Genomic DNA, 26,827 nt, shown 5'->3' on the forward strand with positions numbered 1-26,827 from the left:
ACTGACATTCCGCACGCCGTTCCCCGTTCACTGGTTCCTGTTCCTTGACAGTCCAGAAACCTATACGAGAGAACGGCGTGCGCCCGTTCAAACCCGCCCAAACACCCACGGATACGTCACAAGAGCCCGATATTTCGCTCGCTGAGCTTGTCGAAGCGTTACTTCTCCCAGCCCACGTTCTCCACCGGCTGGACGCCGAAGCCGTCCAGGCCCACGTAGGGCTCAGGGGTGAGGTTCGCGAGACCGGTCTTGACAGCCGAGATCGACGGACCGTTGTAGAGCGGGATGAGGCCCCAGTCCTGGAAGATCTCCGCCTCGAGCTTCATCGCGGCAGCGGTCTGCTCTTCAGCAGTCGGGAGGGACTCGACCTCATCCTTGATGCGCTGGTCCATCTCGGCTGACTGCACGCCGGAGAGGTTCAGACCCATGTCCGTGCAGTACAGCTGGCAGAACCAGGCGGCACCGAACGGGTCGGACGAGGTGAACCGGAGCGAGGAGACGTCCCAGTTCTTCGACGTGTAGTCGTTCGAGAAGTCGGTCGAAGGACGGATCTCGATCTGGAAGTCGATTCCGACCTCCTTCATCTGCGCCTGGAGCGACTTTGCGATCGCTTCCTGCGTCGGGTCGTCGCTCCACACGGGGAAGATGACCGAGAGCTTCTCGCCGTCCTTCTCGCGGATCCCGTCTTCGCCCTCGGTCCAGCCCGCCTCTTCGAGGAGAGCCTTGGAGTCGTCGGGGTTGTACTCCCACCCCGCCTCGTCGAGCGCGTTGCTGTAGCCCGGCTGGAACGGGAACAGCGTGAGGGAGCCGGCCGGCTCCTCCTCGTAGTCCAGACCGTTCCAGGCGATCTGCTTCTGCTGGTCGATGTTGATCGCCTTGAAGAACGCCTCGCGGACCTTGACGTCCTCGAACTGCGGCTTGGTGGCATCGACCTGGATCAGCGTGCTCGCGGTCTGCGTAGAACGGTAGATGGTGATGTCATCCATGTCCTTGACCTGTTCCATGCGGTCCTTGGTGCCGACGCCGACCTGGTCGATCTCGTCCGCCTTGAAGGCGTTGATCGAGGCTGCGTCGTCCATGGCCTGGAAAGAGACCTGGTCGAGCAGCGGCTCCTCGCCCCACCACTCGGGGTTCGGAACGAAGGAGACATAACCGCCGTTCGCGTCGAACTTGTCGATCGTGTACGGACCTGCGCCCCACTCGGCGCGCGGGTTGCCGATCATGGCCTCGTTGAACGTGGTCGGGTCGGCCAGCGCGGGGTGGATGATGCCCGTCAGGAACGGCATCTCAGGCCAGGCGAACTCGCCGTCGAACTTGACGATCGCGGTCTTCGCGGTGTCACCCTGCTCGACGGAGGTGATGGCCTTGTAGCCGTCGGTCGCGTTCGGGTTGAACGCTTCGTTGGTGCCGTTGTTCGCCTTCCACGTCGCGTCGATGGCGGTCCAGTCCATGTCGGTGCCGTCGTTCCAGTGCGCCTCATCCGTGAAGGTGAAGGTGATCTGGGTGTTGCCGTCGACCGTGTCGATCTTCCACTCGTCGAGGTACGCGTCGTTCTTGTACGGGGTGCCGTCGTCCTTCTGGAGGAGGATCTGCGGCATGTACCACGCTGCGATACGAGCGGTGTCTGCTGAACCATCACCGTTGAATGAGTTCAGCTGCTCCGGGATCTCCTGGATCGGGAAACGGGCTTCGCCGCCGGTCTGAAGGGCGTCGCGCTCCTGCGGGTTGTAATCCGAGGCCTTGGTCTCGACAGGCTCTCCGCCGCCGTCGCCACTGTTGCCACCGGTGCCGCTCGCGCAGCCCGCGAGGGCAAGTGCGAGGACGCCGCTGAATGCGATCGCCCCCATCAGCTTGTGCTGCTTCATGGTTCTCCTTCCGCCTTTCGGCGTGTCATACAGGGAAGAATAGTTCGGACGATCGCCGAATTCGCGTGGTCGCAGTGAATACCGAGTAACTGTTATCGGACGGTGACCAGCCGTTACCGACCGGAACACGATCAGACCGTCGAGGCCTCGGCCTGCATGGTCTCCGGGTTGAACGCGAGCCGCTCGCGGGTGCGTTCGATGTCCGGATCCGGCACCGGGATCGCCGAGAGAAGCGCCTTGGTGTACGGATGCTGCGGGTTCTCGAAGATGTCGTCGACATCGCCGTGCTCCACGAAATCGCCGAGGTACATGACGGCGACACGGTCGGCGATGTGACGAACCACGGAGAGATCGTGCGCGACGAAAAGGTACGACACGCCGAGTTTGACCTTCAGCTCGTCGAGCAGGTTGATCACTCCGGCCTGGATCGACACGTCGAGGGCAGACACGGGCTCATCGAGGACGATGATCTTCGGGTTTGTCGACAGCGCACGTGCGATGCCGATCCTCTGACGCTGCCCGCCGGAGAAAGCACCGGGGAAACGATCGATGTGGGCGGGATTGAGTCCGACCAGGTCCATCAGCTCCCTGACCCGACGCTGCGCCTCGTCCTTCGGCGTGCCGATGGCGCGCAGCGGCTCGGCGATCACGTCGGCCACGGTCATACGAGGGTCGAGCGCACCCATAGGGTCCTGGAAGACGATCTGGATGTCGCGACGGATCTTGCGCTCGATCGAGTGACTGGTGATGTCGTTGACGCTCGTGCCGTTGATGATGATGTCGCCGTCGTGCTGCTTGACCAGATCCATGATCTGCAGCAGCGTCGTCGTCTTGCCGCTGCCGGACTCGCCGACGATGGCCATCGTCTCGCCCTCGCGGACGTCGAAGCTCACGTTCTTGACCGCGTGCACCTCGCCGACCTTGCGCTTGAAGAACGCACCCTTCATGAGGGGGAACACCTTGTTCAGGTTGCGCACGTCGAGGGTGATCGGACGCTGCTCGCGCGGAGTGCGGGTCAGGTCGCTCTCCGGGATCTCAGGCACCGGGTAGACGGGCAGGCCGCCGATCATGCCGTTCTCATCGATCTCGTGCGCGCGGATGCATGCGGCCTGATGGGGCACGGCCGTGAGCGACGGCACGTCGACCAGGTCGGGCTCGCGCTGACGGCACGCGTCCATCACGATGGGGCAGCGGTCGGCGAACGGGCAGGCATCCGGGAGGTTGATCAGGAGCGGCGGATTGCCCTTGATCGGGGTCAGCGGCTCCTTCTCGGCCTTGTCGACACGGGGGATCGCGCCGAGCAGACCGATCGAATACGGCATCCGCGTGTTGTGGAAGAGCTCGCCGACAGGGGCGTGCTCGATCGGCTTGCCCGCATACATGACCATGACGTCGTCGGCCAGTCGGGCGACGACACCCATGTCGTGGGTGATCATGATCGTCGCGGCACCGGTCTCGGCCTGAGCCTTCTCGATGAGGTCGAGGATCTGCGCCTGGATCGTCACGTCCAGAGCCGTGGTGGGCTCATCCGCGATGATCAGCTTCGGGTTGTTGGCCATCGCGATCGCGATGACGACGCGCTGGCGCATGCCGCCGGAGAACTCATGAGGGAATCCCTTCATGCGCTTCTCCGGCTGCGTGATGCCGACGACACGCAGCAGCTCGATCGAGCGATCCCACGCCTCCTGCTTCGACATGCTGCGGTGCACGGTGAGCGCCTCGATCAGCTGGTCGCCGACAGTGAAGACCGGGGTGAGCGAGGTGAGCGGATCCTGGAAGATCATCGCGATGCCGTTGCCGCGGATGACCGACATCTGCTTGTCCGACTTGCCCAGCAGTTCCTGGCCGTCGTAGATGATCGAGCCCGAGACGCGGGCGTTCTCGTCGAGAAGACCCATGATCGCGAGCGAGGTGACGGACTTGCCAGAGCCGGACTCGCCCACGATGCCGAGGGTCTTGCCGGCTTCGAGGTCGAATGAGACGCCACGGACGGCGTCGACGCGTCCGGCTTCGGACGGGAAGCTGACCGTGAGATCACGGACGGAGAGAACAGTGCTCATGCGCGGCCTCCTGCTGCCGAGGTGGGATCGAGAGCGTCACGCAGACCGTCGGCGACGAGCGCCATGGACACGGTGAGCAACGTCAGCGCCGCTGCGGGGAAGTAGAAGAGCCACGGCGCGCTGGTGATGGTGTTGGCGCCGGAGCCGATCAGGGAGCCCAGCGACACATCGGGGATCTTGACGCCGAAGCCGATGAACGACAGACCGGTCTCGGCCATGACGGCGCCGACGATGCCGAGGGTGAAGTTGATCACGAGCAGCGAGCCGATGTTCGGCAGCAGGTGACGGACCACGATCGTCATGCCGCGCACGCCCATGTAGCGCGCGGCGTGGATGTACTCGCGCTCACGCAGCGAGAGAGCAGTCGTCCAGATCACGCGAGCGGGGAAGTACCAGCCGACGACGAAGATCATGATCAGCGCGATCACGCGCCAGTCACCGCCGGAGCGGTTCGACAGCAGCGAGAGGATGAGGAAGCTCGGGATCACCATCATGAAGTGGATGACGGTGAGGGTGATCTTCTCGGTCCAGCCGCCGAAGTACGCCGCTGCGGTGCCGACCAGTGCCGAGATGATCGTCGTGCCCACCGACACGGTCACGGCGATCATCAGCGAGCGCTGCAGGCCGATCGCGACCTGGGCGAACGTGTCGTTGCCCGACGGAGTGGTACCGAACCAGTGCTCGGCGGACGGCGGCGTGCCCAGGTTCAGGAAGTCGAGTTCGATGTGGTCGTACTTCGCGATCAATGGCCCGATGATCGCGAACAGCACCAGCAGGAGGAAGATCACGATGCCGCCGACGGCGGGCTTGTTGCGCATGAAACGCCGCGTGTACAGCGTCCATTTCGACAGCGCCTTGGTGTCCGACTGCTCGGGCAGCACTGGGCCCGCGGGGGCAGCGACGGTGGGGTCGATCATTTCGCTCATGGTCAGTTCACCCTCACTCGCGGGTCGAGAACGACGACCACGACGTCGGAGAGGATCGCCCCGAGCGCGGTCAGGAGTCCGGCGAAGGCCGCGGTGGCGACCACGCCGTGGATGTCGCTCTTCACGATGGTCTCGATGAAGTACTTGCCCATACCGTTCCAGGCGAAGATCGTCTCGGTGAGCACAGCGCCGGTGAACACGGCGGGGATGCTGAACGCGACCTGCGTTGCGACGGGGATGAGGGATGTGCGCAGCGCGTGCTTGCGGATCGCCTGCGGCTTGGTGAGCCCCTTCGCACGGGCGGTGCGCACGTAGTCGGCATTGATGTTGTCGAGCAGCAGCGAGCGCTGAAGGAAGTGCGTGCCGGCGTAGCCGACGATCACGAGTCCGATGGTCGGGAGCGCGAGGTGCTGCAAGGCGTCTATTAGTACGGGGAAGAACCCCTCCACGCCCTTGCTCGAGGAGCCGGTCACGTAGAACACGCGGACGCCGAGCCAGTCGTTGAACGCGATCGCGAGGAGCACGAGGCCGAGGGCTGCGACGATGACGTTGATGTTCATCGTGATGATCGAGGTCGCCTGGCCGATGCGGTCGGCGAGCTTGTACTGCCGTGACGCCGTGTAGACGCCGAGTGCGATGCCGAGGACGGTCATGATGATCGTCGCGCCGAGCACGAGCTCCGCGCTGATCCACATGCGATATGCGACCTGCTCGTTGACGGAGCCGCCGGTCGGGCTCACGCCCCAGTCCCAGCGGAAGATCACCCCGCTGAACCAGTTCCACCACCGCTCCCAGATCGGGACGTTGGAGTCCAGATTGCGGGGGAGGAGAAGGTTGGAGATCTGCTCTTCGCTGAGCGGTGGGCGGCGGCCGACGTAGTTGTTCCGCGGGTTGAGGAAGCCCCAAGCCAGGAAGTACGTGATGTTGGTCGCTACCACGATCATCAACAACCAGCCGAGGGTACGGCGGAGGAGATACTTGATCAAGGTTTTGTCTTTCTCTTTTACAACGCGCTCGGGATCGTCCGATGCGGCGCTGAATCGGGAGGATCGCCCGTGGCACTCAGTCTCACGGATCTGAACCAAGGCAACCTCGGGAGACTATCACCCGTCAAGTCGAATCGGGGATTACGACCCCCTGAACGTAGAATCGTCGGAACATGTCCCCACGCGCTCTCACTCCGCTGTCGCCTTCCGCGACGCCGCCTTCGCAGATCCGCAACTTCTGCATCATCGCCCACATCGACCACGGCAAGTCGACGCTCGCCGACCGCATGCTCCAGATCACCGGCGCCGTCTCCGACCGCGACATGCGCGCTCAGTATCTCGACCGCATGGACATCGAGCGCGAACGAGGCATCACGATCAAGAGCCAGGCGGTGCGGATGCCGTGGGCATCCATTTCGGATGCTGCGATCCCTGAGCCTGTCGAAGCGATCCCTGAGCCTGTCGAAGCGATCCCTGAGCCTGTCGAAGCGATCCCTGAGCCTGTCGAAGGGTCAGCGACCACCTACGCGCTGAACATGATCGACACTCCTGGCCACGTCGACTTCACCTATGAGGTGTCTCGCTCGCTGGCAGCGTGCGAGGGCGCGATCCTGCTCGTCGACGCGGCGCAGGGCATCGAGGCGCAGACACTCGCGAACCTGTATCTCGCTCTCGAGAACGACCTGCACATCATCCCCGTGCTCAACAAGATCGATCTTCCGGCCGCGGATCCCGACAAGTTCGCCAAGGAGCTCGCCGATCTCATCGGCGGCAGGCCGGAAGACGTGCTTCGCGTGTCCGGCAAGACGGGCGTCGGTGTCGAAGAGCTGCTCGACCGCATCGTGCGGGACATCCCGGCGCCGAAGGGCGACGCGGATGCTCCGGCGCGGGCCATGATCTTCGATTCCGTCTACGACTCCTATCGCGGCGTCGTGACCTACGTGCGCATGATCGACGGAAGCCTGTCGCCGCGCGAGCGCATCCAGATGATGTCGACACGCGCGAACCACGAGCTTCTCGAGATCGGGGTCTCCAGCCCTGAGCCGATTCCCTCCGAGGGGCTCGGCGTCGGCGAGGTCGGCTATCTCATCACCGGAGTGAAGGACGTCCGCCAGTCGAAGGTCGGAGACACCGTCACGACCAGTCGTGGCGGAGCGACCAAGGCGCTGCCGGGCTACACCGACCCCAAACCGATGGTCTATTCAGGGCTGTACCCGATCGACGGCAGCGACTATTCCGAGCTTCGCGAGGCGCTCGACAAGCTGAAGCTGTCCGACGCGTCCCTCGTGTACGAGCCGGAGACCTCTGTCGCGCTCGGCTTCGGCTTCCGCTGCGGGTTCCTCGGTCTGCTGCACCTCGAGATCATCACGGAGCGACTCACGCGGGAGTTCGACCTGGACCTCATCACCACCGCACCGAGCGTGATCTACGAGGTCACCACGGACACGGGTGAGAAGGTCACGGTGACCAACCCGAGCGAGTATCCGGACGGCAGGGTGGCTTCGGTCGCCGAGCCGATGGTGAAGGCAGCGATCCTGCTGCCCAAGGACTACGTCGGCACGGTCATGGAGCTGTGCCAGTCGCGCCGTGGTTCGCTGCTGGGCATGGAGTACTTCTCCGAGGAGCGCGTCGAGCTGCGGTACAACATGCCGCTCGGCGAGATCGTGTTCGACTTCTTCGATCAGCTGAAGTCGAAGACCCAGGGCTACGCGAGCCTCGACTACGAGCCCTCAGGTCAGCAGGATGCCGATCTGGTCAAGGTCGACGTCCTGCTGCAGGGCGACAAGGTCGACGCATTCAGCGCTATCGTGCACCGCGACAAGGCATACGCCTACGGCACCCTGATGGCGGAGCGACTGCGCAAGCTGATCCCGCGTCAGAACTTCGAAGTGCCGATCCAGGCGGCCATCGGCGCCAGGATCATCGCACGCGAGACGATCCGAGCCCTGCGGAAGGACGTGCTCGCCAAGTGCTACGGCGGTGACATCAGCCGTAAGCGCAAGCTGCTCGAGAAGCAGAAGGAGGGCAAGAAGCGGATGAAGATGGTCGGCCGCGTCGAGGTCCCTCAGGAGGCGTTCATCGCGGCACTGAGCGGCGACGTCGACAGCAAGGAGAAGAAGTAGCGAATGCTCTCCCGCGGTGCGGGGGTGTCTGTTCAGGTAACCCGAAGTAGGCTGGAACTCATGCGGCGCGGGACTTTCCGAGACGACACGGTGGACTATGTCGCCGTCGGGGCTACTCATGCCCCTGATCTGATGCACTATCCGCCGGAGCGCAGCGTGCCGGCCGAGAACTCATGGCGGCTCGGCAGCGGCGAGGATCGTTTCCGATCCGCCGGTGAGGCTCTGCTGTCGTGGACGGCGCAGCGAGCGGCCGGACTCACCATCGAGGATGTGCGCCCCGCTGCCGGTCCTGCCTATTCCGGCGTCAGCTTCGACGCGGACGGCAACCCGATCGCGCCGAGTACGCGTGAGGTCGAACAGCGCTTCGACGCCGACGGCGTTCCGTTCGTCGGACCGGGGATGACTCTGCACCTGCGCGGACGTGTGTCAGGCATGCGTGCTGACGCCGAGCTTCGCGTGATCTCGGTCACCGAAGAGCGCCGCAGGATCGGCTTCGTGCTCGGGACCGTCGGCGGGTCCGTCGTCAGCGGCGAAGAGCTCTTCGAGATCGAGTGGCGCGACGACGACGAGGTCTGGTTCACCGTGCGAGCGTTCGACGCGCCGAACGCCCTGCTGTATCGGATGTTCCGCACGCTCGTGAAACGCCGCCGCAAAGAGCTCTTCGCGCGCTATCTCCGGGCGATCTCGCCGCTCTACGCGACGCCGCTGTGATTCGTGAAGCCGATGGCGCGCACCTGATGGCCGGCCTCTGATGGGCGGCCCCCTGCCGCTGGGTGATCCGGCGCCCTCGGACGGCCGCCTTCCCTCCGACCTTCCCATCGACGCCGCGACGCCGTTCTCGGCGTACCTGCACGTACCGTTCTGCCGCGTGCGCTGCGGCTACTGCGATTTCAACACCTACACATCGGGCGAACTGCGGGGTGCGCGCCAGGATGAGTACGCTGACACGCTCTCCGCGGAGATCTCGCTCGCACACCGCGTGCTCTCCGAGGCCGGTGCGCTGCGCCCGATGGACACCGTGTTCTTCGGCGGAGGGACGCCGACGCTGCTCCCGCCTGGCGATCTGGCGCGGATGCTGGGCGCCGCCGTCGATGCGTTCGGCATGACAGAGGGTGCCGAGGTCACCGTCGAGGCGAACCCCGACACAGTGACGCCCGAGGTCGCGCGAACGCTCGCGGATGCCGGGGTCACGAGGCTGTCGGTCGGGATGCAGTCGGCCGTGCCGCACGTTCTCGCAGCGCTCGATCGCACGCACCAGCCGGAGAACGTGCGAACAGCAGTCGAGGCGGCCAAGGATGCCGGACTCGCCGTCAGCGTCGATCTCATCTACGGCGCCCCGGGCGAGACGCTCGGAGACTGGGAGGCGTCTCTGGATGCGGCGCTCGCGCTGGAGTCGGACCACATCTCGGCGTACGCGCTGATCATCGAGGACGGCACGAAGCTCGCACGTCAGATCCGCCGCGGAGAGGTGCCCAGACCGGACGATGACCTGCAGGCCGACATGTACGAACTCGCCGATCAGCGACTCGCCGCCGCTGGGTTCGACTGGTACGAACTGAGCAACTGGGCGCGCAGCGACGAGCAGCGCTCGCGTCACAACCTGGCGTACTGGCGGGGGAGCGACTGGTGGGGGTTCGGTCCTGGGGCGCACAGTCACGTCGCGGGTCTTCGCTGGTGGAACGTGAAGCATCCCGCCGCGTACGCGCAACGGCTCGCGGCATCCGAATCGCCCGCCGCAGGCACGGAGCGACCCGACGCCAAGGCGCACCTTCTGGAGCGCGTGCTGTTGGAGAGCAGGCTGGCGGAGGGCCTCGCGATCGCCGACATCCCGGAGGCCAATCGCGATCGGGTCGCCGGACTCATCGCCGACGGCCTGATCGACGGCGCCGCAGCGCTGCGCGGGCGCGTGCGTCTGACGCTGCGCGGGCGGCTGCTCGCCGATGCCGTCGTGCGTGACCTCACCGGGTGAGCACGACTCCTCATGCCCGAGGTGCCTCGCCGGCTCTCAGCCCGAGCGGGGTAGAATTGGCACTCCTAGTATTCGAGTGCCAGACGGGAAGGGGGCGACGTGGTCAGTGAACGCGGTCTGCAGGTTCTTCGAGCCATCGTGCAGGACTACGTCGAATCGCATGAGCCCGTCGGCAGCAAGTCCATCGTCGACCGGCATTCCTTCGGCGTCTCGGCGGCGACGATCCGCAACGACATGGCGCAGCTCGAGGACGAAGAGCTGATCACTGCGCCGCACACCTCGTCCGGCCGTGTCCCCACCGACAAGGGCTATCGTGTCTTCGTCAACCACCTCGCGCAGCTGCGCCCGCTCTCGACGGCGCAGCGCAGCGCGATCGAGTCCTTCCTCACAGACCCTGCCGATCTCGACGATCTGATGGCTCGCACGGTGCGGGTGCTGACGCAGCTCACCGGTCAGGTCGCACTCGCGCAGTATCCGTCGTTCGCACGCGCGAACCTCACGCATATCGAACTGGTCGCGCTCGCCCCCAACCGCCTGCTCGTGGTTCTCGTGACGGACGCGGGCGGCGTGTCGCAGCGCATCGCCGGATTGCCGATCGATCTGGACGATGCGGATGTCGCGGTGCTGCGCGCGAGGCTGTCCGCGTTGCTCACCGGACAGTCCGTGCGTGAGGCATCCGAGCGCGTGCAGATGCTCATCGGGGCGCAGGAGAGCGCACGAACGGATGCGGCGGTGCGAGTACTGGGCGGCATCATCGGCGAAGAGCTGGCGGAGTTCCGTCAGGAGCGACTGGTGATGGCAGGAGCGGCGACTCTGGCCCGGCGCGAGCAGGACTTCCGCGGCAGCATCCATCCCCTTCTCGCCGCGATCGAGGAGCAGGTGACACTTCTGCGCCTGATGAGCGAGATGGTGACCGACGAGCACGGCCTCGCCGCGAGCATCGGCGCGGAGAACGAGCCCTTCGGCCTGCCGGAGGCGTCGATCGTGGCGAGCAATTACCTCACGCATGGCGGCACGGCGCGCGTCGGCGTCATGGGGCCGACGCGAATGGACTATCCGAGCAATCTTGCGGCGGCGCGGGCTGTGGCCCGCTATCTGTCGCGCATGCTCGATGAAGACGAGTCGAGCCGCTGAGGCGGATCGCTCCCACAGTTTGCACATGCAGAAAGGTGATTGTGGCGGACCACTATGAGGTTCTCGGAGTGTCGCGTGACGCGACGACGGACGAGATCAAGAAGGCGTATCGGAAGCTCGCTCGACAGCTGCACCCGGATGTGAATCCTGGGGACGACGCGGCAGAGCGCTTCAAGAGCGTGACCCACGCCTACGACGTGCTCAGCGATGACGATTCGCGTCGCCGGTACGACATGGGCGGCGGAGACGGCGCCAGCAGCGGGGACTTCGGCGGGTTCGGAGGTTTCGGCGACATCTTCGAGACGTTCTTCGGAGCCGCGCAGGGCGGTGGCCGAGGCGGCCGTCCGCGTTCACGTCGCGAACGCGGGCAGGACGCGCTTGTGCGCGTCACGCTCGACCTCGGCGACGTCGTCTTCGGCGCGCACCGTGACATCGAGGTCGATACCGCCGTGCTCTGCGAGACCTGCCAGGGCTCGTGCACGCAGGCGGGCACGTCGCCGGTGACCTGCGACATCTGCGGCGGCTCTGGGCACGTGCAGCGTCAGGTGCGCAGTCTGCTCGGCAATGTCGTGACGTCTCAGCCGTGCGGCACCTGCGAGGGCTACGGCACGACGATCCCGCACCCGTGCGGCACGTGCGCAGGCCAGGGCCGCGTGCGCTCTCGTCGCACCGTCTCCCTCGACATCCCCTCTGGTGTCGAGACCGGGCTGCGCCTGCAGCTTCCGGGCTCGGGTGAGGTCGGCAAGGCCGGCGGCCCGAACGGTGATCTGTACGTCGAGGTCACGGTCTCTCCGCACGCGTCGTTCAGTCGCGACGGCGATGACCTGCTCGCGACGCTCGAGGTGTCGATGTCTGATGCGATCCTCGGCACCGAGACCGCGATCGACGCTCTGGACGGCAAGGTCGACCTCGAGATCCGCCCCGGCGTGCAGTCGGGAGATGTGCTCACGATCAAGGGCCGCGGCATCACGCCGCTGCGCGGCACGCAGCGCGGCGACCTTCGGGTGGGTGTGCAGGTGGTGACTCCGACGAAGCTCGATTCGTCGCAGCGTTCGCTCATCGAGGACTTCGCGAAGAAGCAGAAGGCACCGGGTCCACAGCTCGCGCAGTTCCAGCAGGGACTGTTCTCGAAGCTGCGTGACAGGTTCAGGCACTGAACTTCCGCCACTGATCTGGAGGCCCTATGGCGCTGCACTTCCTCGTGGAGGACTCGGGCTCGGCGAGCACCGGAGACATCGTGTCGCTGACCGGTGCCGAGGCGAAGCATGCCGCGGTCGTACGCCGGCTGCGGGTCGGCGAATCGGTGACGATCGGCGATGGCACCGGCATATGGCTGGACGGCGAGGTGACGGATGTCTCCGCGTCGCGCGTGGATGTTCGCATCGCCGGGCGTGCGGCGATCGAGGCACCGGCGAAACGGCTGGTTCTCGTGCAGGCTCTCGCCAAGGGCGACCGCGACGAGCTCGCGGTGCAGGCGGCGTGCGAGTTGGGCGTCGACGAGGTCGTGCCCTGGCAGGCATCTCGGAGCATCTCCCGGTGGGAGGGCGCGAAGGCGGTCAAGGGCCGCGAGCGGTGGACGGCGATCGTGCGCGAGGCGTCGAAGCAGGCCCATCGGGCGTGGGTGCCGGAGGTGTCGGCGCCGCTTTCGACCGGGCAGCTCATCGCGCACGCCGACGGACAGCGGATGCTGGTGCTCGATCCGACCGCGACCTTGCGGCTGTCAGCCGTCGAGCCCGACGATCGTGACCTGATGCTGATCGTCGGCCCCGAGGGCGGCATCGCGCCGGACGAGCTCGAGAAGTTCGAGGCCGCCGGCGCCGAGCGCGTGCGCCTCGGCGACACCGTGCTGCGCACCTCGACCGCGGGTCCTGCGGCGATCGCCGTGCTCTCCGCAACTCTCGGCCGCTGGTAGCGCGGACGCTGCTTCGCTCCGCCGGACGCTGCTTCGCTCCGCGGACGGTGCTTCGCTCCGCCGGACGGTGCTTCGCTCCGCCGGATGGTGCTTCGCTCCGCCGGACGGTGCTTCGCTCCGCCGGTGGCATTTTCTCGGGTCGTTGAGCGAGCGAAGCGAGACGAAACGGGGTGAGCGAGCGTCAGCGAGTCGAAGCCGAACGCTTCTTCTCACGTCGTTGACGCGCCTGCCATCCGATGACGGCGTCGAGTCCGCCTTCTGCGAACGCGACGCGCTTGGCATGGCTCCACCCTTGGAGTCGCTTCTCCCATGCGAACGCCTCATCGATGCCGTCGAACTCGCCGCACCAGAAGAGGCTCACCGGGAGCCGGCGCTTGGTGTACTCGGCGCCCATTCCGGCTTCGTGCTGCTTCAGCCGCTGATCCAAGTCGATTGTGCTGCCGATATACAGCGTGCCATCGCAGCATCGGAGCATGTATGCATGTGCCATGACGGCACCATAACGACGGCGTCGAAGCCCCGTCAGCGGGTTGTGGATAAGTAGGCGCCTTCGACTCGTCGCTGCGCTCCTCGCTCAAGCCGTTTCGTCTCGCTTCGCTCGCTCAACGACCCGCGGGGGAGTGCAGCGTCGTGCAACACCCTGTGTGGGAGTACGGCTTCGACTCGCTGACGCTCGCTCACCCCGTTTCGTCTCGCTTCGCTCGCTCAACGACCCGCGGGGAGAGCGGTTTCGTCTCGCTTCGCTCGCTCGACGACCCGCGAACAGGGATCCCCCCAGCCCCGCGCGGATTCCATCCGCCCGAGGGGCCGCGCCACGTAGACTGAGAGGCATGACGGAACCCTCGATCTTCACCCGAATCCTCAACGGTGACGTTCCCGGTGAGATCATCGCGTCCACGGGAAAGCTGTTCGCGATCCGCGACATCTCGCCACAGGCGCCTGTGCACCTGCTCGTGATCCCGAAGACCGACCAGTACCGCGATGTCGTCGAACTCGCCGCGGGCGATCCTGAACTGCTCGCGGAACTCATCGCCTTCGCCGGTGAGCTCGCCGGCGATCACGCCGACGGCGACTTCCGACTCGTGTTCAACACCGGCGCGAACGCCGGGCAGACCGTGTTCCATGTCCACGCCCACATCCTCGCCGGCGGGCTGACGGAGAAGAGCCTCGTTGCTTGACCCCGACTCGACCCCGACCGTCGAGAAGATCTACGTCGACGGCATCGCCATGGTGAGGCTGCTCGGGCCCCAGGACCGCCTGCTGAAGATGCTCGAGAAGCAGCATCCGGACGTGCAGGTGCTCGTCCGCGGCAATGAGATCACCCTCACCGGCGACCGGGAACCCGTCGCCGCGGCCAAGAACCTCGTGGAGGAACTGCTCACGATGACAAGAGAAGGCTACGACCTCGCTCCCAGCGACGTCGAGAGTTCCGCGCGCATGCTCCGCCAGGAAGGTGGTCCCAGGCCGAGCGAGGTTCTCGGCGAAGCGATCCTGTCGACCAGGGGCCGCGTGATCCGGCCGAAGACCATGGGGCAGAAGGAGTACGTCGACGCGATCGAGGAGAACACGATCGTCTTCGGCATCGGCCCCGCCGGAACCGGCAAGACGTACCTCGCGATGGCGAAGGCCGTGCAGGCCCTCCAGCGCAAAGAGGTCACGCGCATCATCCTCACTCGTCCCGCCGTGGAGGCGGGGGAGCGACTCGGGTTCCTTCCCGGCACGTTGAACGACAAGATCGACCCGTATCTGCGCCCGCTCTACGACGCCCTCAATGAGATGATGGATCCCGACGTCGTCCCGCGCCTGATGGCCACGGGCACGATCGAGGTGGCACCCCTCGCGTACATGCGCGGACGAACGCTCAACGACTCCTTCGTCGTGCTCGACGAGGCACAGAACACCACGCCGGAGCAGATGAAGATGTTCCTGACCCGTCTCGGATTCGGCACGAAGATGGTCGTCACCGGAGACATCACCCAGGTCGACCTGCCACAGGGCGCTTCGGGCCTTCGCCTCGTCACCCGCGTGCTGGACGACATCGAGGACATCCACTTCTCCCGGCTCACCAGCGCCGATGTCGTGCGTCATTCCCTGGTCGGCAGGATCGTCGACGCCTACAGCGAGTACGACGAGCAGCGCACCGCACAGCGGGTGGAACGCGAGCAGGCGCACGCCCTTCGACAGGCTCAGGGACCGGATGCTCGGACGGAACGTCGCGGTGGGCTGCGCCCAGGGCCGAGGGACCGTTCGCCGAAACGAGGACACTCATCATGATCGAGATCAACAACGAGTCGGCCATCGACGTCGACGAGACGGTGCTCCAGCGGCTCACCGACTTCAATCTCGCTCAGCTGCATGTCAGCGCCGATGCCGAGGTCGCTATCGTGCTCGTCGACGAGGGCGCGATGGAAGCTCTCCACGTGCAGTGGATGGACGAGCCGGGCCCGACCGACGTGCTCAGTTTCCCGATGGACGAGCTGCGACCGGGCACGGAAGACCGCCCGACGCCTGCGGGCCTTCTCGGCGACATCGTGCTCTGCCCGCAGGTCGCAGAGGCCCAGGCTCAGGCCGCCGGTCACTCTCTGATGGACGAGCTCATCCTCCTCACCACGCACGGGCTGCTGCACCTGCTCGGATACGACCATGCCGAACCCGAAGAGGAGCGTGAGATGTTCGGGCTGCAGAAGGAGCTGATCCAGGGATTCGCACGCGCCGAACGCGGCCGATGACCGAGATCCTCCTCCTTGTCGCCGCCGTTCTGCTGGTGGCGTTCGGCGGCCTGATGGCAGCCATCGACGCCGCCTACAGCGTCACCTCCCGTGGCGATCTCGCAGAGATGGCCACGGAGGGCCGCAGAGCGCAGGCGCTCGCCCGCATCGCCGACGACCTCGATGCGCACGTCAACGCGATCGCCTTCATCCGTGTCATCGTCGAGGTGACCGCCGCAGTTCTCGTCACGGTCGCGTTCACGATCATGTTCGAGAATCTCTGGTGGGCGATGCTCGCAGCCGCGGTCCTCATGACGGGGATCACCTTCGTCCTCGTCGGCGCGAGTCCGCGAACGTTCGGACGGCAGCGCTCGGAAGCGATGATCCGCGGGACCGCCTCGATCGTCCGTGCTCTGCGCCTGATCCTCGGTCCGATCGCCCAGGGCCTCGTCGTCCTCGGCAACAAGGTCACGCCCGGCACCGGACGCAGCTCGTTCGCCAATGAGGACCAGCTCCTCAGCATGGTCGACGAAGCAGCATCGAACGACCTGATCGAGGAGGACGACCGCGATCTGATCCACTCGGTCTTCGATTTCACCGACCAGTTCGTGCGTGCGGTCATGGTTCCTCGCACCGAGATGGTGACGGTGGACGCTGAGGCCACCAACAGCGAGGCGATGGCGCTGTTCTTGCAGCGTGGCGTCTCCCGGATGCCGGTGGTCGACGACGACGCGGACGACGTTGTCGGCGTGCTGTATCTCAAAGACCTGGTGCAGTTCGCGTATCGCGACGACAGTGCGTGGCGCGCAGCATCCATCCGCCCGATCGCGAGGCCGGCCACGTTCGTGCCGGAATCGATGCGCGCCGAGACGCTGTTGCAGCAGATGAAGCGCGATGCCGTGCACGTGTGCCTCGTGATCGACGAGCATGGCGGCATCTCCGGACTCGTCACCTTGGAAGACCTGATCGAAGAGCTCGTGGGCGAGATCTCCGACGAGTACGACCATGCCGCCGCCGAGGTGGTGGAGATGGGCGAGGGCCGCTACCGCGTCAGCGCCCGATTGTCGCTGGACGACGTCGGCGACCTGTTCGGCATCGAACTCGAGGACGAGGACGTGGATTCGATCGGCGGTCTGCTCGGCAAGGCCGTGGACCAGATCCCTCAGCCCGGCGTGACCGCCACGATCGACGGACTGACACTGACCGGCGGCGCGTCGCGCGGCCGGGGCAGGGGCATCGCCACGGTGTTCGTGGAACGCGCCGCCGGCGCCGGTGAAGAGACGCACGATGGAGACACACGATGACTGACACCTTCCGCAGCGGATTCGCGACCTTCGTCGGGCGTCCCAACGTCGGAAAGTCCACTCTGACGAACGCTCTGGTCGGCGAGAAGATCGCCATCACCAGCGAGAAGCCGCAGACGACCAGGCGCGCGATCCGCGGCATCCTGAACCGCCCTGGCGGTCAGCTCGTGATCGTCGACACCCCCGGGATCCACAAGCCTCGCACCCTGCTCGGCGAGCGCCTCAACGATCTCGTGGAGCAGGTGCTCGGCGACGTCGATGTGATCGGTTTCTGCGTGCCGGCGACCGAGAAGGTCGGGCCCGGCGACCGTCGCATCGCGGCGTCGTTGGACGGCTACGCGCGGGCGAAGAAGGTCGCGATCGTCACGAAGACCGATATCGCCGACCACAAGCAGATCACCGAGCGGCTCATCGAGGTCGATGCCCTGCGGGAGGACTGGGCAGCCGTCATTCCGCTGTCCGCGCTCACACGTGAGCAGCTCGACGTGCTCACCGATGAGATGCTGTCGATGATGCCGAAGGGGCCGGCGCTGTACCCGGAGGGGATCACGACCGACGAGTCGCAGGAGGACCGGATCGCGGAGATGATCCGCGAGGCCGCTCTGGAGGGTGTGCGCGACGAGTTGCCGCACTCGATCGCGGTCGTCATCGATGACGTGGCGCCGCGCGAGAACAGCGACCTCACCGACGTGCACGCGCAGATCGTCGTCGAGCGCGACAGCCAGAAGGCGATCATCATCGGACACAAGGGCAAGCGACTGGCGGATGTCGGAAAGCGGGCACGTGTCAGCATCGAAGACCTGCTCGGCACGCGGGTCTTCCTCGCACTGCATGTGAAGGTCGCGAAAGAATGGCAGCGCGACCCGAAGCAGCTGGGACGCCTGGGTTTCTGACAAGCTGGACGAATCAACCGTTAAATCAACTTTAAATACCGTAAAGTTGATTTATACGGATTTCAAATGGCTGGAGCTGATGTGGGCACGTTCGTCGAAAGACTGTGGCAGTCCGCGGAACACGGACAGCTCAGCCGACGTGATCGTGCTCCCGGTCGTTATCTCGCGTATGTGCCCGACGAACTCGGCAGCGCTCTTCCCGAACTCGGACCCGAGGCTCGAGAGGCGGCAGAGGATGCTCTCGCCGTTCTTGCGCGAGCCGATGAGCGTATCTCGGCTCAAGGCGGAAACCTGAACCACCTCTTGATCCGCTCAGAAAGCATCTCCTCGTCGTGGATCGAGGGCAACCGCATCACACCGAAGCGGTTGGCTGTCGCCGAGCTGTTGCGGCAAGGTTCGCGCATCGCGCTCGAAGTCGTGGCCAACGTTCGAGCCACTGAAGATGCGATAGCGATCCTGTCGGATCGACGCCAACCGATCACAGTCGTGGACATAGAGCGACTGCAGCATGTCATCGAACCGTCATTGGAGCCAGGACTGCGACGCGAGCAGAACTGGGTGGGGGGCGCGGGATGGAGTCCGCTCCGTGCGGACTTCGTGCCTCCTCCTGAATCGGAGGTTCCTCGACTTGTCGACGACCTTGCGCGTTTTCTCACCTCGACTGAAGGAAATGCGGTTGTCAGGGCCGCGATCGCACATGCGCAGTTCGAGACGATCCACCCGTTCGTCGATGGGAACGGGCGCACCGGACGCGCGCTGATTCACACGGTGCTGCGCCGCAGCGATGCACTGCGAAACATCTTGGTGCCGATCAGTACCGTGTTCGCCGGTGACTCGAACGCCTATATTTCAGGCCTTGGCGCGTTTCGTTCGAAACCTCAGCGCCTCGACGACTGGATCGTCGGATTCTCAGCGGCTGCTGTACAGGCAGCCGAGAATGCGATCCAGTTGTACGGGGATATCGAGAGGTTGCAACAGGAGACGATGCGCACGTTGATCGACTTTCGAACGACACGTGGGATTTCGCCGGCCGCGCCGCGAAAGGGGGCCGTCGTTCTACGCATCGTCGATGACCTTGCCTCGAACCCTGTGCTCACCGTGACCACCGCCGCGGTGCGTCATGAGGTCTCGATCGCAGCCGTGCACAAAGCACTGACGGAGCTCGCTGATGCCGGGATCCTCGGACGCAGCACCGATCACAAGGGCAAGCTCGTCTGCTGGACGGCCGATCGGCATCTGGCGCTTGTGGCGCTGACAGAACGCGGCAATCGCGTCGGGGCTGGTGACATCGAGAACCGCCGACCAAGATCGGGACCGCCAGTCCCGGACGCCGAGCACGTGGGTGTCCTACGCAGGAAGAATCGGGAACAGTGATGGCCTGCGCAGATAGGCGACGAGGTCGTGGCCTTCCGCGTCAGCGGCGGCTACGCCACGGAGATCACGATCCCCGCTGAGAAGGCCTTCGCGAAGCCGGCCGCACTCACGCATGCGGCCGCGGCAAACCTCCTGCTCGCCGGCACCACCGCGACCGAGATGCTCGCCGTCACCCACGCGGCGGCCGGCGAGACTATTCTGCTGCACGGCGCATCAGGGGCCGTCGGCGTCAGCGTGCTGCAGCAGGCCGCGCACCGCGGCATTCACGTCATCGGTACCGCAAGTGAGTCCCGATTCGACGAGGTGCGCCGATTCGGGGGCACCCCGATCATGTATGGCGAAGGACTCGCCGACCGTGCGCGTGATGCTGCCGGCGGTGAGTTCGCCGCAGCGCTGGATGCCGTGGGCACCGACGAAGCGATCGACGTGTCGCTGGAGCTCGTCGCCGACCGGGAGCGCATCGTCACGATCGCAGCGGCGGGTCGCGCCCGCGCGGAAGGATTGCGTTGGATCGTCGGCTCGGCACCGGACAGTTCCGGTTTTCGCGATAGCATCCGCGGTGAGCTCGTAGATCTCGCCGGGCGCGGAATGCTGGAAGTACCGGTGTCTCGCACGTATCCGCTGTCGCGGGCGCTGGAGGCGACCAGGTTCCTTGCCGAGGGACATGCCGGGAACCCGATCGCTTAGGCGGAGACCGGCGCCGTGGTGACTGTGCACAATCGTGCGCGCATGCGTGTGATCCCGCTCAGAGACGATGTCGAACATTCAGTCACAGAAGTGAAGGCGCGGTGGAGGTTCTCAACACGAGGAGTACTCCGCGTCGATGATCGTACGAGCAGAACTGGGGGGTGGACTCGTTCGTTTCAGTCGATGAAGGGCGGTGAACGCCGCGCTGACGTGGTGTCTCGCGGCATCCCGCTCCTCACGGCAGACCGGGGATTCTCGCGCTTTCCCGGTCTTGAGCTCATCACCGTCGCCTCCTGAGAGATTCGCTCATCCGCCGGTGCGGATATTCCCCTCTCGCCTGCTAGCATGGCGTCATGCATTTCGCTGGTCTGCTTCTTCTTAGCTGCCGCGACGAGTCCTCAAACTAGGGCCTTCCTCGTCGCGGCGCTTGTGTTGGCCCGATCATTTTGACGAAGAGAAGAAGCCCATCATGCAGAACTCCCAGCGCCCGTCCGCGATGCCGATCCACAAGTACCGGCCGTTCCACGAGCTGATCACCGTCGATCTTCCCGATCGCACCTGGCCGTCCAAGCGCATCACCGAAGCACCCCGCTGGTGCGCGGTCGATCTGCGTGACGGCAACCAGGCGCTCATCGACCCGATGTCACCAGAGCGCAAGCGCGTCATGTTCCAGCTGCTCGTCGACATGGGCTACAAGGAGATCGAGGTCGGGTTCCCGTCGGCGAGCCAGACCGACTTCGATTTCGTGCGGCAGCTCATCGAAGAGGATCTCATTCCCGATGACGTCACGATCCAGGTGCTGACCCAGGCGCGTGAGCACCTGATCGAGCGCACCTACGAGTCGATCGCCGGTGCGAAGCAGGCCATCGTGCACCTGTACAACTCCACCAGCATCCTGCAGCGCGACGTCGTGTTCCGCACCGACAAGCAGGGCATCATCGACATCGCACTCGAGGGCGCACGGTTGTGCCGCGAGTATGAGAAGCGCGTCCCCGAGACGCAGGTGTACTACGAGTACTCGCCGGAGAGCTACACCGGCACCGAGCTCGAGTTCGCCCTCGACATCTGCAACCAGGTGATCGAGGTGTTCGAGCCGACGCCGGAGCGCAAGGTCATCATCAACCTGCCCGCCACGGTGGAGATGGCTTCGCCGAACGTCTACGCCGACTCGATCGAGTGGATGAGCCGCCGTCTCGCCCACCGCGAGAACATCATCTTGTCGCTGCACCCTCACAACGACCGTGGTACGGCGATCGCCGCGGCCGAGCTCGGGTACATGGCCGGTGCCGACCGCATCGAGGGCTGCCTGTTCGGCAACGGCGAGCGCACCGGCAATGTCGACCTCGTCGCGCTGGGCATCAACCTGTTCACGCAGGGCATCGACCCGCAGATCGACTTCAGCGACATCGACCAGGTCAAGCGCACGGTCGAGTACTGCAACCAGCTGCCGGTGCCGGAGCGCAGCCCGTGGGCCGGCGACCTGGTCTTCACCGCCTTCAGCGGCTCGCATCAGGACGCGATCAAGAAGGGCTTCGAGGCGATGGCCGCCGAGGCTGCGGCCGCAGGCAAGACGGTCGACGAGATCGAGTGGGCCGTACCGTACCTGCCGATCGACCCGAAGGATCTCGGTCGCTCCTATGAGGCCGTCATCCGGGTGAACTCCCAGTCCGGCAAGGGGGGCGTCGCGTATCTGCTCAAGACCGATCACGCGATCGACCTGCCGCGCAAGCTCCAGATCGAGTTCTCCGGCGTCGTGCAGTCCAAGACGGACGCCGAGGGCGGCGAGGTCACGAGCGATCAGATCTGGTCGATCTTCAACGACGAGTACCTGCCGTCCGACGACGCCGACGCGAAGTGGGGCCGCTTCGAGCTGCTCGCGACGCAGACGCGCAGCGACATGTCTGGCGAGGTGGTGCTCGATGTGACCCTCCGCGACGAGGAGCGGCAGTACGCCGTCTCGGGCGAGGGCAACGGGCCGGTCGCCGCGTTCGTCGAGGTGCTGCGCGCGCAGGGCTTCGACATCACGGTCTACGACTACGTCGAGCACGCTCTCAGCTCAGGGGGCGACGCGCAGGCCGCTGCCTACGTCGAGCTCCAGGTGGGCGACCAGCGACTGTGGGGCGTCGGGGTGGACGGCGACATCTCCACGGCGAGCCTGAAGGCGATCGTGTCGGGCGTGAACCGCTCGATCCGCACCCGCCAGCCGGAACTCGCGACCGCCTAGAGCGACCCTAGGGCTTCACGATCGGGATGGCGCCGGTCTCTGCCGCCACCTTGCGGCGGTAGAGGCGGCGCTGCTCCGGGAGCGACACGTCGAAGATCACGGCCAGCACGCGGATCACCGCCGTCACGACCAGCCCGATGACGCCGGCGATCGTGATGCTCACGCCGAAGGCGTGCACCGTGACGATCACACTGCATCCGAGAAGGGCGGCGACGGCGTAGAGCGAGCCGACGTGCATGATTGCGACGGGCAGCCCCATGATGACGTCGCGCAGGATGCTGCCGCCTACAGCGGCGCATACGCCGATGAAGACCGCAGGCACGGGCGGAACACCCAGACCGATTGCCTTGCTGGTGCCAAAAGCACCGAACATTCCGATGACGACGGCATCGAGACCCACGATGACGGCGTTCGCCCGGTTCAGGAGACCGGCAAGCAGCATGCCGATGATGGCAGCACCACCGGCGGCGATGAGATACCAGTTGTTCTGCAGCGTCGCCGGTGGCTGCCCCAGCAGCAGATCACGGATGAGACCTCCGCCCATCCCGATCAGGATGCCGATGATCGCAACCCCGAGCAGGTCGAGTCGGCGCTGGCCCCGGAACCCCGAGGCGAACATCGCGCCCTGGATTCCGCCGAGGCCGACGCCGAGAAGGTCCGCCCAGAGCGGAATGGTGAAGAGCGGTTCGGTCACACGACCATTGTGTCGTGGACGGAGGATAATCGGACAGTGCCCACCTATCGAGACGAAGCGGTGATCCTGCGCACTCACAAGCTCGGTGAGGCGGATCGGATCGTCACCATGCTGTCTCGGCGCAACGGCAAGATCCGTGCCGTCGCCAAGGGTGTGCGGCGCACCTCGTCGAAGTTCGGCTCCCGGCTGGAGCCTTTCATGGTCGCCGACCTGCAGCTGTACCAGGGTCGATCGCTCGACATCGTGCAGCAGGCGGAGTCCCTCGGCGCATACGGTGCGGAGATCGCTGCGCACTACGATCGCTTCACCTCGGCGAACGCCATGGTCGAGACCGCCGACCGTCTCAGCGACGCGGAGGCGACGCCGGAGCAGTACCTGCTGCTCGTCGGGGGCCTTCGCGCACTCTCCCGTGGCGAGCACGCCCCGCGCAGCATCCTGGATTCCTATCTGCTGCGTGTCATGGCGCTCTCGGGCTGGGCTCCTTCGCTGAGCGATTGCGCGCGCTGCGCCACGCCGGGCCCGCACACGCACTTCATCGGGCAACTGGGTGGCCTCGTGTGCACGAACTGCGCTCCCGCCGGCAGCCCTCGCGTCTCGCAGTCGACGCTGCAGTTGCTGCGCGCCCTCATGCAGGGGGAGTGGGATGCCGTGGATGCGGCGCCGCACGCCGAGACCGCCGCCGCTTCCGGGCTCGTGTCGGCATACGCGCAGTTCCATCTGGAACGCGGCATCCGCTCGCTCGCCCACGTCTTTGACTCGTCTCGAGAGGACTTTCGTTGACTCCGAAGCCGTACACGCACAAGGACGCTGTCGCGTACCGCCCGCTCGATTGGACCGGTGTGCATCCGCCCGTGTTCGCCAAGGTGCCCGAGCACGTGGCGATCGTGATGGATGGCAACGGCCGCTGGGCGAACAAGCAGGGCCTCACCCGCATCGAGGGGCACAAAGCCGGTGAAGAGGTGCTGCTTGACGTCGTCGCCGGCGCCGTCCAGGCCGGTGTGAAGCATCTGTCGGTCTACGCGTTCTCGACCGAGAACTGGGCTCGCTCGCCCGAGGAGGTGCGCTTCCTGATGGGATACAACCGCGACGTGCTGCATCGCCGGCGCGATCAGCTCAACGAGTGGGGCGTGCGCATCCGCTGGGCGGGGCGGAAACCGCGACTGTGGGGATCTGTGATCAAGGAGCTCCAGCGCGCGGAGGAGCTCACGAAGGACAACGACGTGCTGACCCTCACGATGTGCGTCAACTACGGCGGCCGGGTCGAACTGGTCGATGCCATGCGCTCCCTTGCGGGCGAGGTGGCCGCGGGGCGGTTGAAGCCCAAGGCGATCACCGAGAAGATGATCGGCCGTCAGCTGTATGTGCCCGAGTTGCCGGACGTCGACCTGTTCCTGCGCAGTTCAGGGGAGCAGCGCACGTCGAACTTCCTGCTCTGGCAGTCCGCTTATGCGGAGATGGTCTTCCTCGACACGCTCTGGCCCGACTTCTCGCGTCAGGAGCTGTGGCGCGCGATCGAGATCTACGTGTCGCGCGATCGCCGCTTCGGCGGTGCGGTGGACGCACCCTCGGCCTGAGCCCTCAGCCAGCGTTCCGTCTCGCGCGGGTGCGTGAGACGCACGATCGTGAGATGGGGGAATCGCTCTCGGACGTCCGGCATCTTCGCCGTCCAATACCCCAGCGTCTTCGTCTGCCACGCGAGGATGTTCTCCTCGGGTTCGCGGGTCGCCAGCAGCTTCCAGACGGGCTTCTCGACGTTGCCGTTGTACATCTCGGTGCGCAGGATGCTGCGACCGAGCGTGCGGCGGATCAACCGGGAGCGCACCACCCGGTAGGGGTAATCGAGCCATAGCGCGAGTTGCGCGCGCGGCGTCATGATGTCATCGGTGCCCTTGGAGGTGTACTGCCACTCGGTGATCCAGCGCTCCGTCGCGGCAAAAGCCCGCACATCGTCGAGGAATTCAGGGCGCGGGGTCCAATCCGGGCCGTGGAAGAGCGAATCGATCTCGATGTGCTCGAGCGCCCAGATCTCCGCCACACGGCGTGCGAGTGTCGTCTTCCCCGAGCCGGTGACCCCGGCGATCAGTACGCGCTCTGGCTGGAAGGGGAGCGGGTCTTCGGCTGAGCGCAGACGAGTGGTCATCTCGACATCCAGGCATCGGCCTCGCGAGGGTGCCGCAGCCGCAGGATCGTCAGATGCGGATGCTCTGCTTCGATCTGCGGCATCCGCTCGCTCCACTTGTGGCGGGTGCGGCGCTGCCAGTCGAGGATGTTCTCGTCACCGCGCACGGTGAGCGCATGCCACAGGTTCGGCTCGACGTTGCCGTTCCAGAGCGTCGTGCGGAGGATGCGACGCTTCCACGTGCGACGGATGAGTCGTCGGCGTGCGACGCCGTACGGGTAGTCCAGCCACACCAGCAGCTCAGCACGCTGGGGGAGTATCTCGTTCGTGCCCTTCGAGGTGTACTGCCATTCGGTGACCCAGCGCTGCGTCGCTGCGAACGCGCGCGCGTCGTCGAGGAACTCCGGACGCGGTGTCCAGTCGGGTCCATGGAACAACGCGTCGAGCTCTTGGTGCGGGAGATTCCAACGGGCCGCGATCCGCCGAGCGAGCGTGGTCTTCCCGGAGCCGGTGACGCCGGCGATCAGCACGCGCTCCGGCTGGAAGGGGAGCGGATCGTCGGCTGAGAGCATCCGAAGATGCTATCAACGGAATACTGGCGGGTCCGAGAAGGTTCCCACTGAGGTGAGCCAACCTATCTCGATTGACATCTGGTCCGACATCGCCTGCCCGTGGTGCTACATCGGCAAGCGCAACCTCGAAACAGGTCTTGCGGCGGTCGCCGCCGACGAAGACGCTCCGAAGGTCACCGTCACCTTCCACTCGTTCGAACTCTCGCCCGACACTCCTGTCGACTTCGACGGAGACGAGATCGACTTCCTCGCCGGCCACAAGGGCATGCCCCGTGACCAGGTGGTGGGCATGCTCGACAACGTGACCGGCATCGCGAAGAACGCCGGCCTGGAGTACCGCTTCGATCTGCTGAAGCACACGAACACGGTCAAGGCGCACGAACTGCTGCACCATGCGAAGGCGAACGATCTGCAGCACGAGATGGAGGAGCGCCTGATGTCGGCGTACTTCACCGAGGGCAAGCATGTCGGGCGCATCGACGACCTGATCGAACTGGCGGTCGAGGTCGGCCTCGACGCCGATGAGGCTCGCGCGGCGCTCGAGAGTGAGAAGCACCTCCCGGATGTCCGTCAGGACCAGGCGCAGGCCCGTGCCTACGGCATCCAGGGCGTGCCGTTCTTCGTGATCGACGGTCAGTACGGCATCTCGGGCGCACAGCCGCCGGCCACGTTCGAGAACGTGCTGCGAGACCTCTGGGCGAAGCGCAGCGAGGGCGAATCCGCACCGGCGGATCAGGAAGAAGCCGCGGTCTAGCGGACCAGGGCGCCCTCGATCGCCTCGACGATCTCGGGGGCGTCCGGCTTCTGCTTCGGACGGAAGCGCTTGACCGAACCGTCAGGCAGCACCAGGAACTTCTCGAAGTTCCACTCGACGCGGCCGGCCTTGCCGCCGGCATCCGGAGTCTCCTTGAGCGCCTTGTAGAGCTCGGTGGCGTTCCTGCCGTTGACCTTGACCTTGTCGTTCACGGGGAAGGTCACGCCGTACGTGGTGGAGCAGAACTCCAGGATCTGTTCCACTGAACCGGGCTCCTGCCCCATGAACTGGTTGCTCGGGAACCCGACGACGCTGAAGCCGCGGTCGCCGTAGGTGCGCTGCAGCTGCTCGAGCTGCTCGTACTGCGGCGTGAGACCGCATTTCGACGCCACATTGACGACGAGCAGAACGTCGGCCCCCAGGTCGTCGAGCGTCTTCTCAGCGCCCGTGGCATCGGTGAAGGGGATCTGGCGCACGCTGGTTTCAGTCATATCCACAGCCTAAGACGCGGTGCGGCGCCGAG

The 26,827-nt window shown here is 65.5% G+C and carries 26 protein-coding genes and 1 pseudogene; 18 read left to right on the top strand and 9 right to left on the bottom strand.

The genetic code is table 11. From position 1 onward, the window contains the following. Positions 1 to 158: 158 nt before the first annotated feature. The 4 genes from J1M43_RS07500 to J1M43_RS07515 all read right to left on the bottom strand — a co-directional run bounded on the left by J1M43_RS07500 (position 159) and on the right by J1M43_RS07515 (position 5,837). The gene (locus J1M43_RS07500) at positions 159 to 1,865 is read right to left on the bottom strand and encodes an ABC transporter family substrate-binding protein (protein ID WP_033107280.1); all 1,707 of its coding nucleotides are present in this window, start codon (positions 1,863 to 1,865) and stop codon (positions 159 to 161) included. Between the two features lie 131 nt (positions 1,866 to 1,996). After that, entirely contained in the window at positions 1,997 to 3,925 is a 1,929-nt protein-coding gene (locus tag J1M43_RS07505; RefSeq protein WP_206476401.1) for an ABC transporter ATP-binding protein, read from the bottom strand. Further along, positions 3,922 to 4,851, bottom strand: coding sequence for an ABC transporter permease (locus tag J1M43_RS07510; protein ID WP_234001208.1), 930 nt, complete (start codon positions 4,849 to 4,851; stop codon positions 3,922 to 3,924). The genes J1M43_RS07505 and J1M43_RS07510 overlap by 4 nt, the downstream gene beginning before the upstream one ends. Before the next feature lie 2 nt (positions 4,852 to 4,853). Next, positions 4,854 to 5,837 (bottom strand): ABC transporter permease, encoded by a 984-nt coding sequence (locus tag J1M43_RS07515; RefSeq protein ID WP_033107278.1) that lies wholly within the window; start codon positions 5,835 to 5,837, stop codon positions 4,854 to 4,856. Positions 5,838 to 6,010: 173 nt separating this feature from the next. Between J1M43_RS07515 and lepA the strand changes: the two genes are divergently transcribed. From lepA to J1M43_RS07545, 6 genes are all read left to right on the top strand, one after another. After that, positions 6,011 to 7,960, top strand: a complete 1,950-nt coding sequence (gene lepA, locus J1M43_RS07520) for a translation elongation factor 4 (protein ID WP_206476402.1) — start codon at positions 6,011 to 6,013, stop codon at positions 7,958 to 7,960. Positions 7,961 to 8,020: 60 nt separating this feature from the next. Next, positions 8,021 to 8,671 carry a DUF1990 family protein gene (locus J1M43_RS07525; protein ID WP_206476403.1) on the top strand — a complete coding sequence of 217 codons (651 nt, stop codon included), beginning with the start codon at positions 8,021 to 8,023 and terminating at the stop codon, positions 8,669 to 8,671. Between the two features lie 40 nt (positions 8,672 to 8,711). Beyond that, on the top strand, positions 8,712 to 9,929 hold the full coding sequence (hemW, locus tag J1M43_RS07530) for a radical SAM family heme chaperone HemW (protein ID WP_206476404.1): 1,218 nt from the start codon (positions 8,712 to 8,714) through the stop codon (positions 9,927 to 9,929). Between the two features lie 99 nt (positions 9,930 to 10,028). Beyond that, positions 10,029 to 11,063, top strand: a complete 1,035-nt coding sequence (hrcA, locus tag J1M43_RS07535) for a heat-inducible transcriptional repressor HrcA (protein WP_033107274.1) — start codon at positions 10,029 to 10,031, stop codon at positions 11,061 to 11,063. 41 nt (positions 11,064 to 11,104) lie between these two features. After that, complete coding sequence (gene dnaJ / locus J1M43_RS07540) at positions 11,105 to 12,220, top strand: molecular chaperone DnaJ (RefSeq protein ID WP_033107273.1); 1,116 nt, start codon at positions 11,105 to 11,107, stop codon at positions 12,218 to 12,220. 26 nt (positions 12,221 to 12,246) lie between these two features. Further along, a complete protein-coding gene (locus tag J1M43_RS07545) occupies positions 12,247 to 12,975 on the top strand; it encodes a 16S rRNA (uracil(1498)-N(3))-methyltransferase (RefSeq protein ID WP_033107272.1) in 729 nt (242 codons plus the stop codon). A gap of 181 nt (positions 12,976 to 13,156) precedes the next feature. On the opposite strand, the gene J1M43_RS07550 is transcribed toward J1M43_RS07545, so the two are convergent. Then, a complete protein-coding gene (locus J1M43_RS07550) occupies positions 13,157 to 13,465 on the bottom strand; it encodes a GIY-YIG nuclease family protein (protein ID WP_033107271.1) in 309 nt (102 codons plus the stop codon). A gap of 340 nt (positions 13,466 to 13,805) precedes the next feature. Between J1M43_RS07550 and J1M43_RS07555 the strand changes: the two genes are divergently transcribed. The 9 genes and pseudogenes from J1M43_RS07555 to leuA all read left to right on the top strand — a co-directional run bounded on the left by J1M43_RS07555 (position 13,806) and on the right by leuA (position 22,165). Continuing rightward, positions 13,806 to 14,153 carry an HIT domain-containing protein gene (locus J1M43_RS07555; protein WP_033107270.1) on the top strand — a complete coding sequence of 116 codons (348 nt, stop codon included), beginning with the start codon at positions 13,806 to 13,808 and terminating at the stop codon, positions 14,151 to 14,153. Positions 14,154 to 14,202: 49 nt separating this feature from the next. After that, a complete protein-coding gene (locus tag J1M43_RS07560; RefSeq protein WP_084595888.1) occupies positions 14,203 to 15,249 on the top strand; it encodes a PhoH family protein in 1,047 nt (348 codons plus the stop codon). Beyond that, positions 15,243 to 15,704: an rRNA maturation RNase YbeY gene (ybeY, locus tag J1M43_RS07565; protein ID WP_033107268.1), complete on the top strand. Its 462-nt coding sequence runs from the start codon at positions 15,243 to 15,245 to the stop codon at positions 15,702 to 15,704. The genes J1M43_RS07560 and ybeY overlap by 7 nt, the downstream gene beginning before the upstream one ends. Beyond that, positions 15,701 to 16,987, top strand: a complete 1,287-nt coding sequence (locus J1M43_RS07570; protein WP_206476405.1) for a hemolysin family protein — start codon at positions 15,701 to 15,703, stop codon at positions 16,985 to 16,987. Before ybeY ends, J1M43_RS07570 begins: the two co-directional genes overlap by 4 nt. Next, complete coding sequence (gene era, locus J1M43_RS07575) at positions 16,984 to 17,880, top strand: GTPase Era (RefSeq protein ID WP_206476406.1); 897 nt, start codon at positions 16,984 to 16,986, stop codon at positions 17,878 to 17,880. Before J1M43_RS07570 ends, era begins: the two co-directional genes overlap by 4 nt. 66 nt (positions 17,881 to 17,946) lie before the next feature. Next, positions 17,947 to 18,642 (top strand): annotated as a pseudogene (locus tag J1M43_RS16710) (Fic family protein); the annotation flags it as partial. A 6-nt stretch (positions 18,643 to 18,648) separates the two neighbouring features. Beyond that, entirely contained in the window at positions 18,649 to 19,254 is a 606-nt protein-coding gene (locus J1M43_RS16715; protein ID WP_241245529.1) for a hypothetical protein, read from the top strand. A 27-nt stretch (positions 19,255 to 19,281) separates the two neighbouring features. Beyond that, positions 19,282 to 19,941, top strand: a complete 660-nt coding sequence (locus J1M43_RS07585; RefSeq protein ID WP_307823319.1) for a zinc-binding dehydrogenase — start codon at positions 19,282 to 19,284, stop codon at positions 19,939 to 19,941. A 469-nt stretch (positions 19,942 to 20,410) separates the two neighbouring features. Beyond that, on the top strand, positions 20,411 to 22,165 hold the full coding sequence (gene leuA / locus J1M43_RS07590) for a 2-isopropylmalate synthase (RefSeq protein WP_206476408.1): 1,755 nt from the start codon (positions 20,411 to 20,413) through the stop codon (positions 22,163 to 22,165). Positions 22,166 to 22,172: 7 nt separating this feature from the next. Here leuA and J1M43_RS07595 read toward each other — a convergent pair whose 3' ends face one another. Further along, positions 22,173 to 22,859, bottom strand: a complete 687-nt coding sequence (locus tag J1M43_RS07595) for a trimeric intracellular cation channel family protein (protein WP_033107263.1) — start codon at positions 22,857 to 22,859, stop codon at positions 22,173 to 22,175. A gap of 36 nt (positions 22,860 to 22,895) precedes the next feature. Here J1M43_RS07595 and recO point away from each other — a divergent pair, with 36 nt between their 5' ends. Together recO and J1M43_RS07605 are read left to right on the top strand one after the other, a co-directional pair. Then, positions 22,896 to 23,639, top strand: coding sequence for a DNA repair protein RecO (gene recO, locus J1M43_RS07600; protein WP_206476409.1), 744 nt, complete (start codon positions 22,896 to 22,898; stop codon positions 23,637 to 23,639). After that, positions 23,636 to 24,433, top strand: a complete 798-nt coding sequence (locus J1M43_RS07605) for an isoprenyl transferase (protein ID WP_206476410.1) — start codon at positions 23,636 to 23,638, stop codon at positions 24,431 to 24,433. The genes recO and J1M43_RS07605 overlap by 4 nt, the downstream gene beginning before the upstream one ends. Here the strand turns inward: J1M43_RS07605 and J1M43_RS07610 are convergent. Both J1M43_RS07610 and J1M43_RS07615 read right to left on the bottom strand, forming a co-directional pair. Then, the gene (locus tag J1M43_RS07610; protein ID WP_241245206.1) at positions 24,379 to 24,999 is read right to left on the bottom strand and encodes an AAA family ATPase; all 621 of its coding nucleotides are present in this window, start codon (positions 24,997 to 24,999) and stop codon (positions 24,379 to 24,381) included. The two genes, J1M43_RS07605 and J1M43_RS07610, sit on opposite strands and share 55 nt — an antisense overlap. Beyond that, positions 24,996 to 25,550 (bottom strand): AAA family ATPase, encoded by a 555-nt coding sequence (locus tag J1M43_RS07615; protein ID WP_206476411.1) that lies wholly within the window; start codon positions 25,548 to 25,550, stop codon positions 24,996 to 24,998. Before J1M43_RS07615 ends, J1M43_RS07610 begins: the two co-directional genes overlap by 4 nt. A gap of 52 nt (positions 25,551 to 25,602) precedes the next feature. On the opposite strand from J1M43_RS07615, the gene J1M43_RS07620 reads away from it, so the two are divergent. Next, a complete protein-coding gene (locus J1M43_RS07620; protein ID WP_206476412.1) occupies positions 25,603 to 26,304 on the top strand; it encodes a DsbA family protein in 702 nt (233 codons plus the stop codon). On the opposite strand, the gene J1M43_RS07625 is transcribed toward J1M43_RS07620, so the two are convergent. Then, positions 26,301 to 26,795 (bottom strand): glutathione peroxidase, encoded by a 495-nt coding sequence (locus J1M43_RS07625; RefSeq protein ID WP_206476413.1) that lies wholly within the window; start codon positions 26,793 to 26,795, stop codon positions 26,301 to 26,303. The genes J1M43_RS07620 and J1M43_RS07625 overlap by 4 nt on opposite strands. Positions 26,796 to 26,827 lie beyond the last annotated feature (32 nt).

It is taken from the genome of Microbacterium sp. KRD172 (assembly GCF_017168295.1).
GTDB lineage: Bacteria > Actinomycetota > Actinomycetes > Actinomycetales > Microbacteriaceae > Microbacterium > Microbacterium profundi.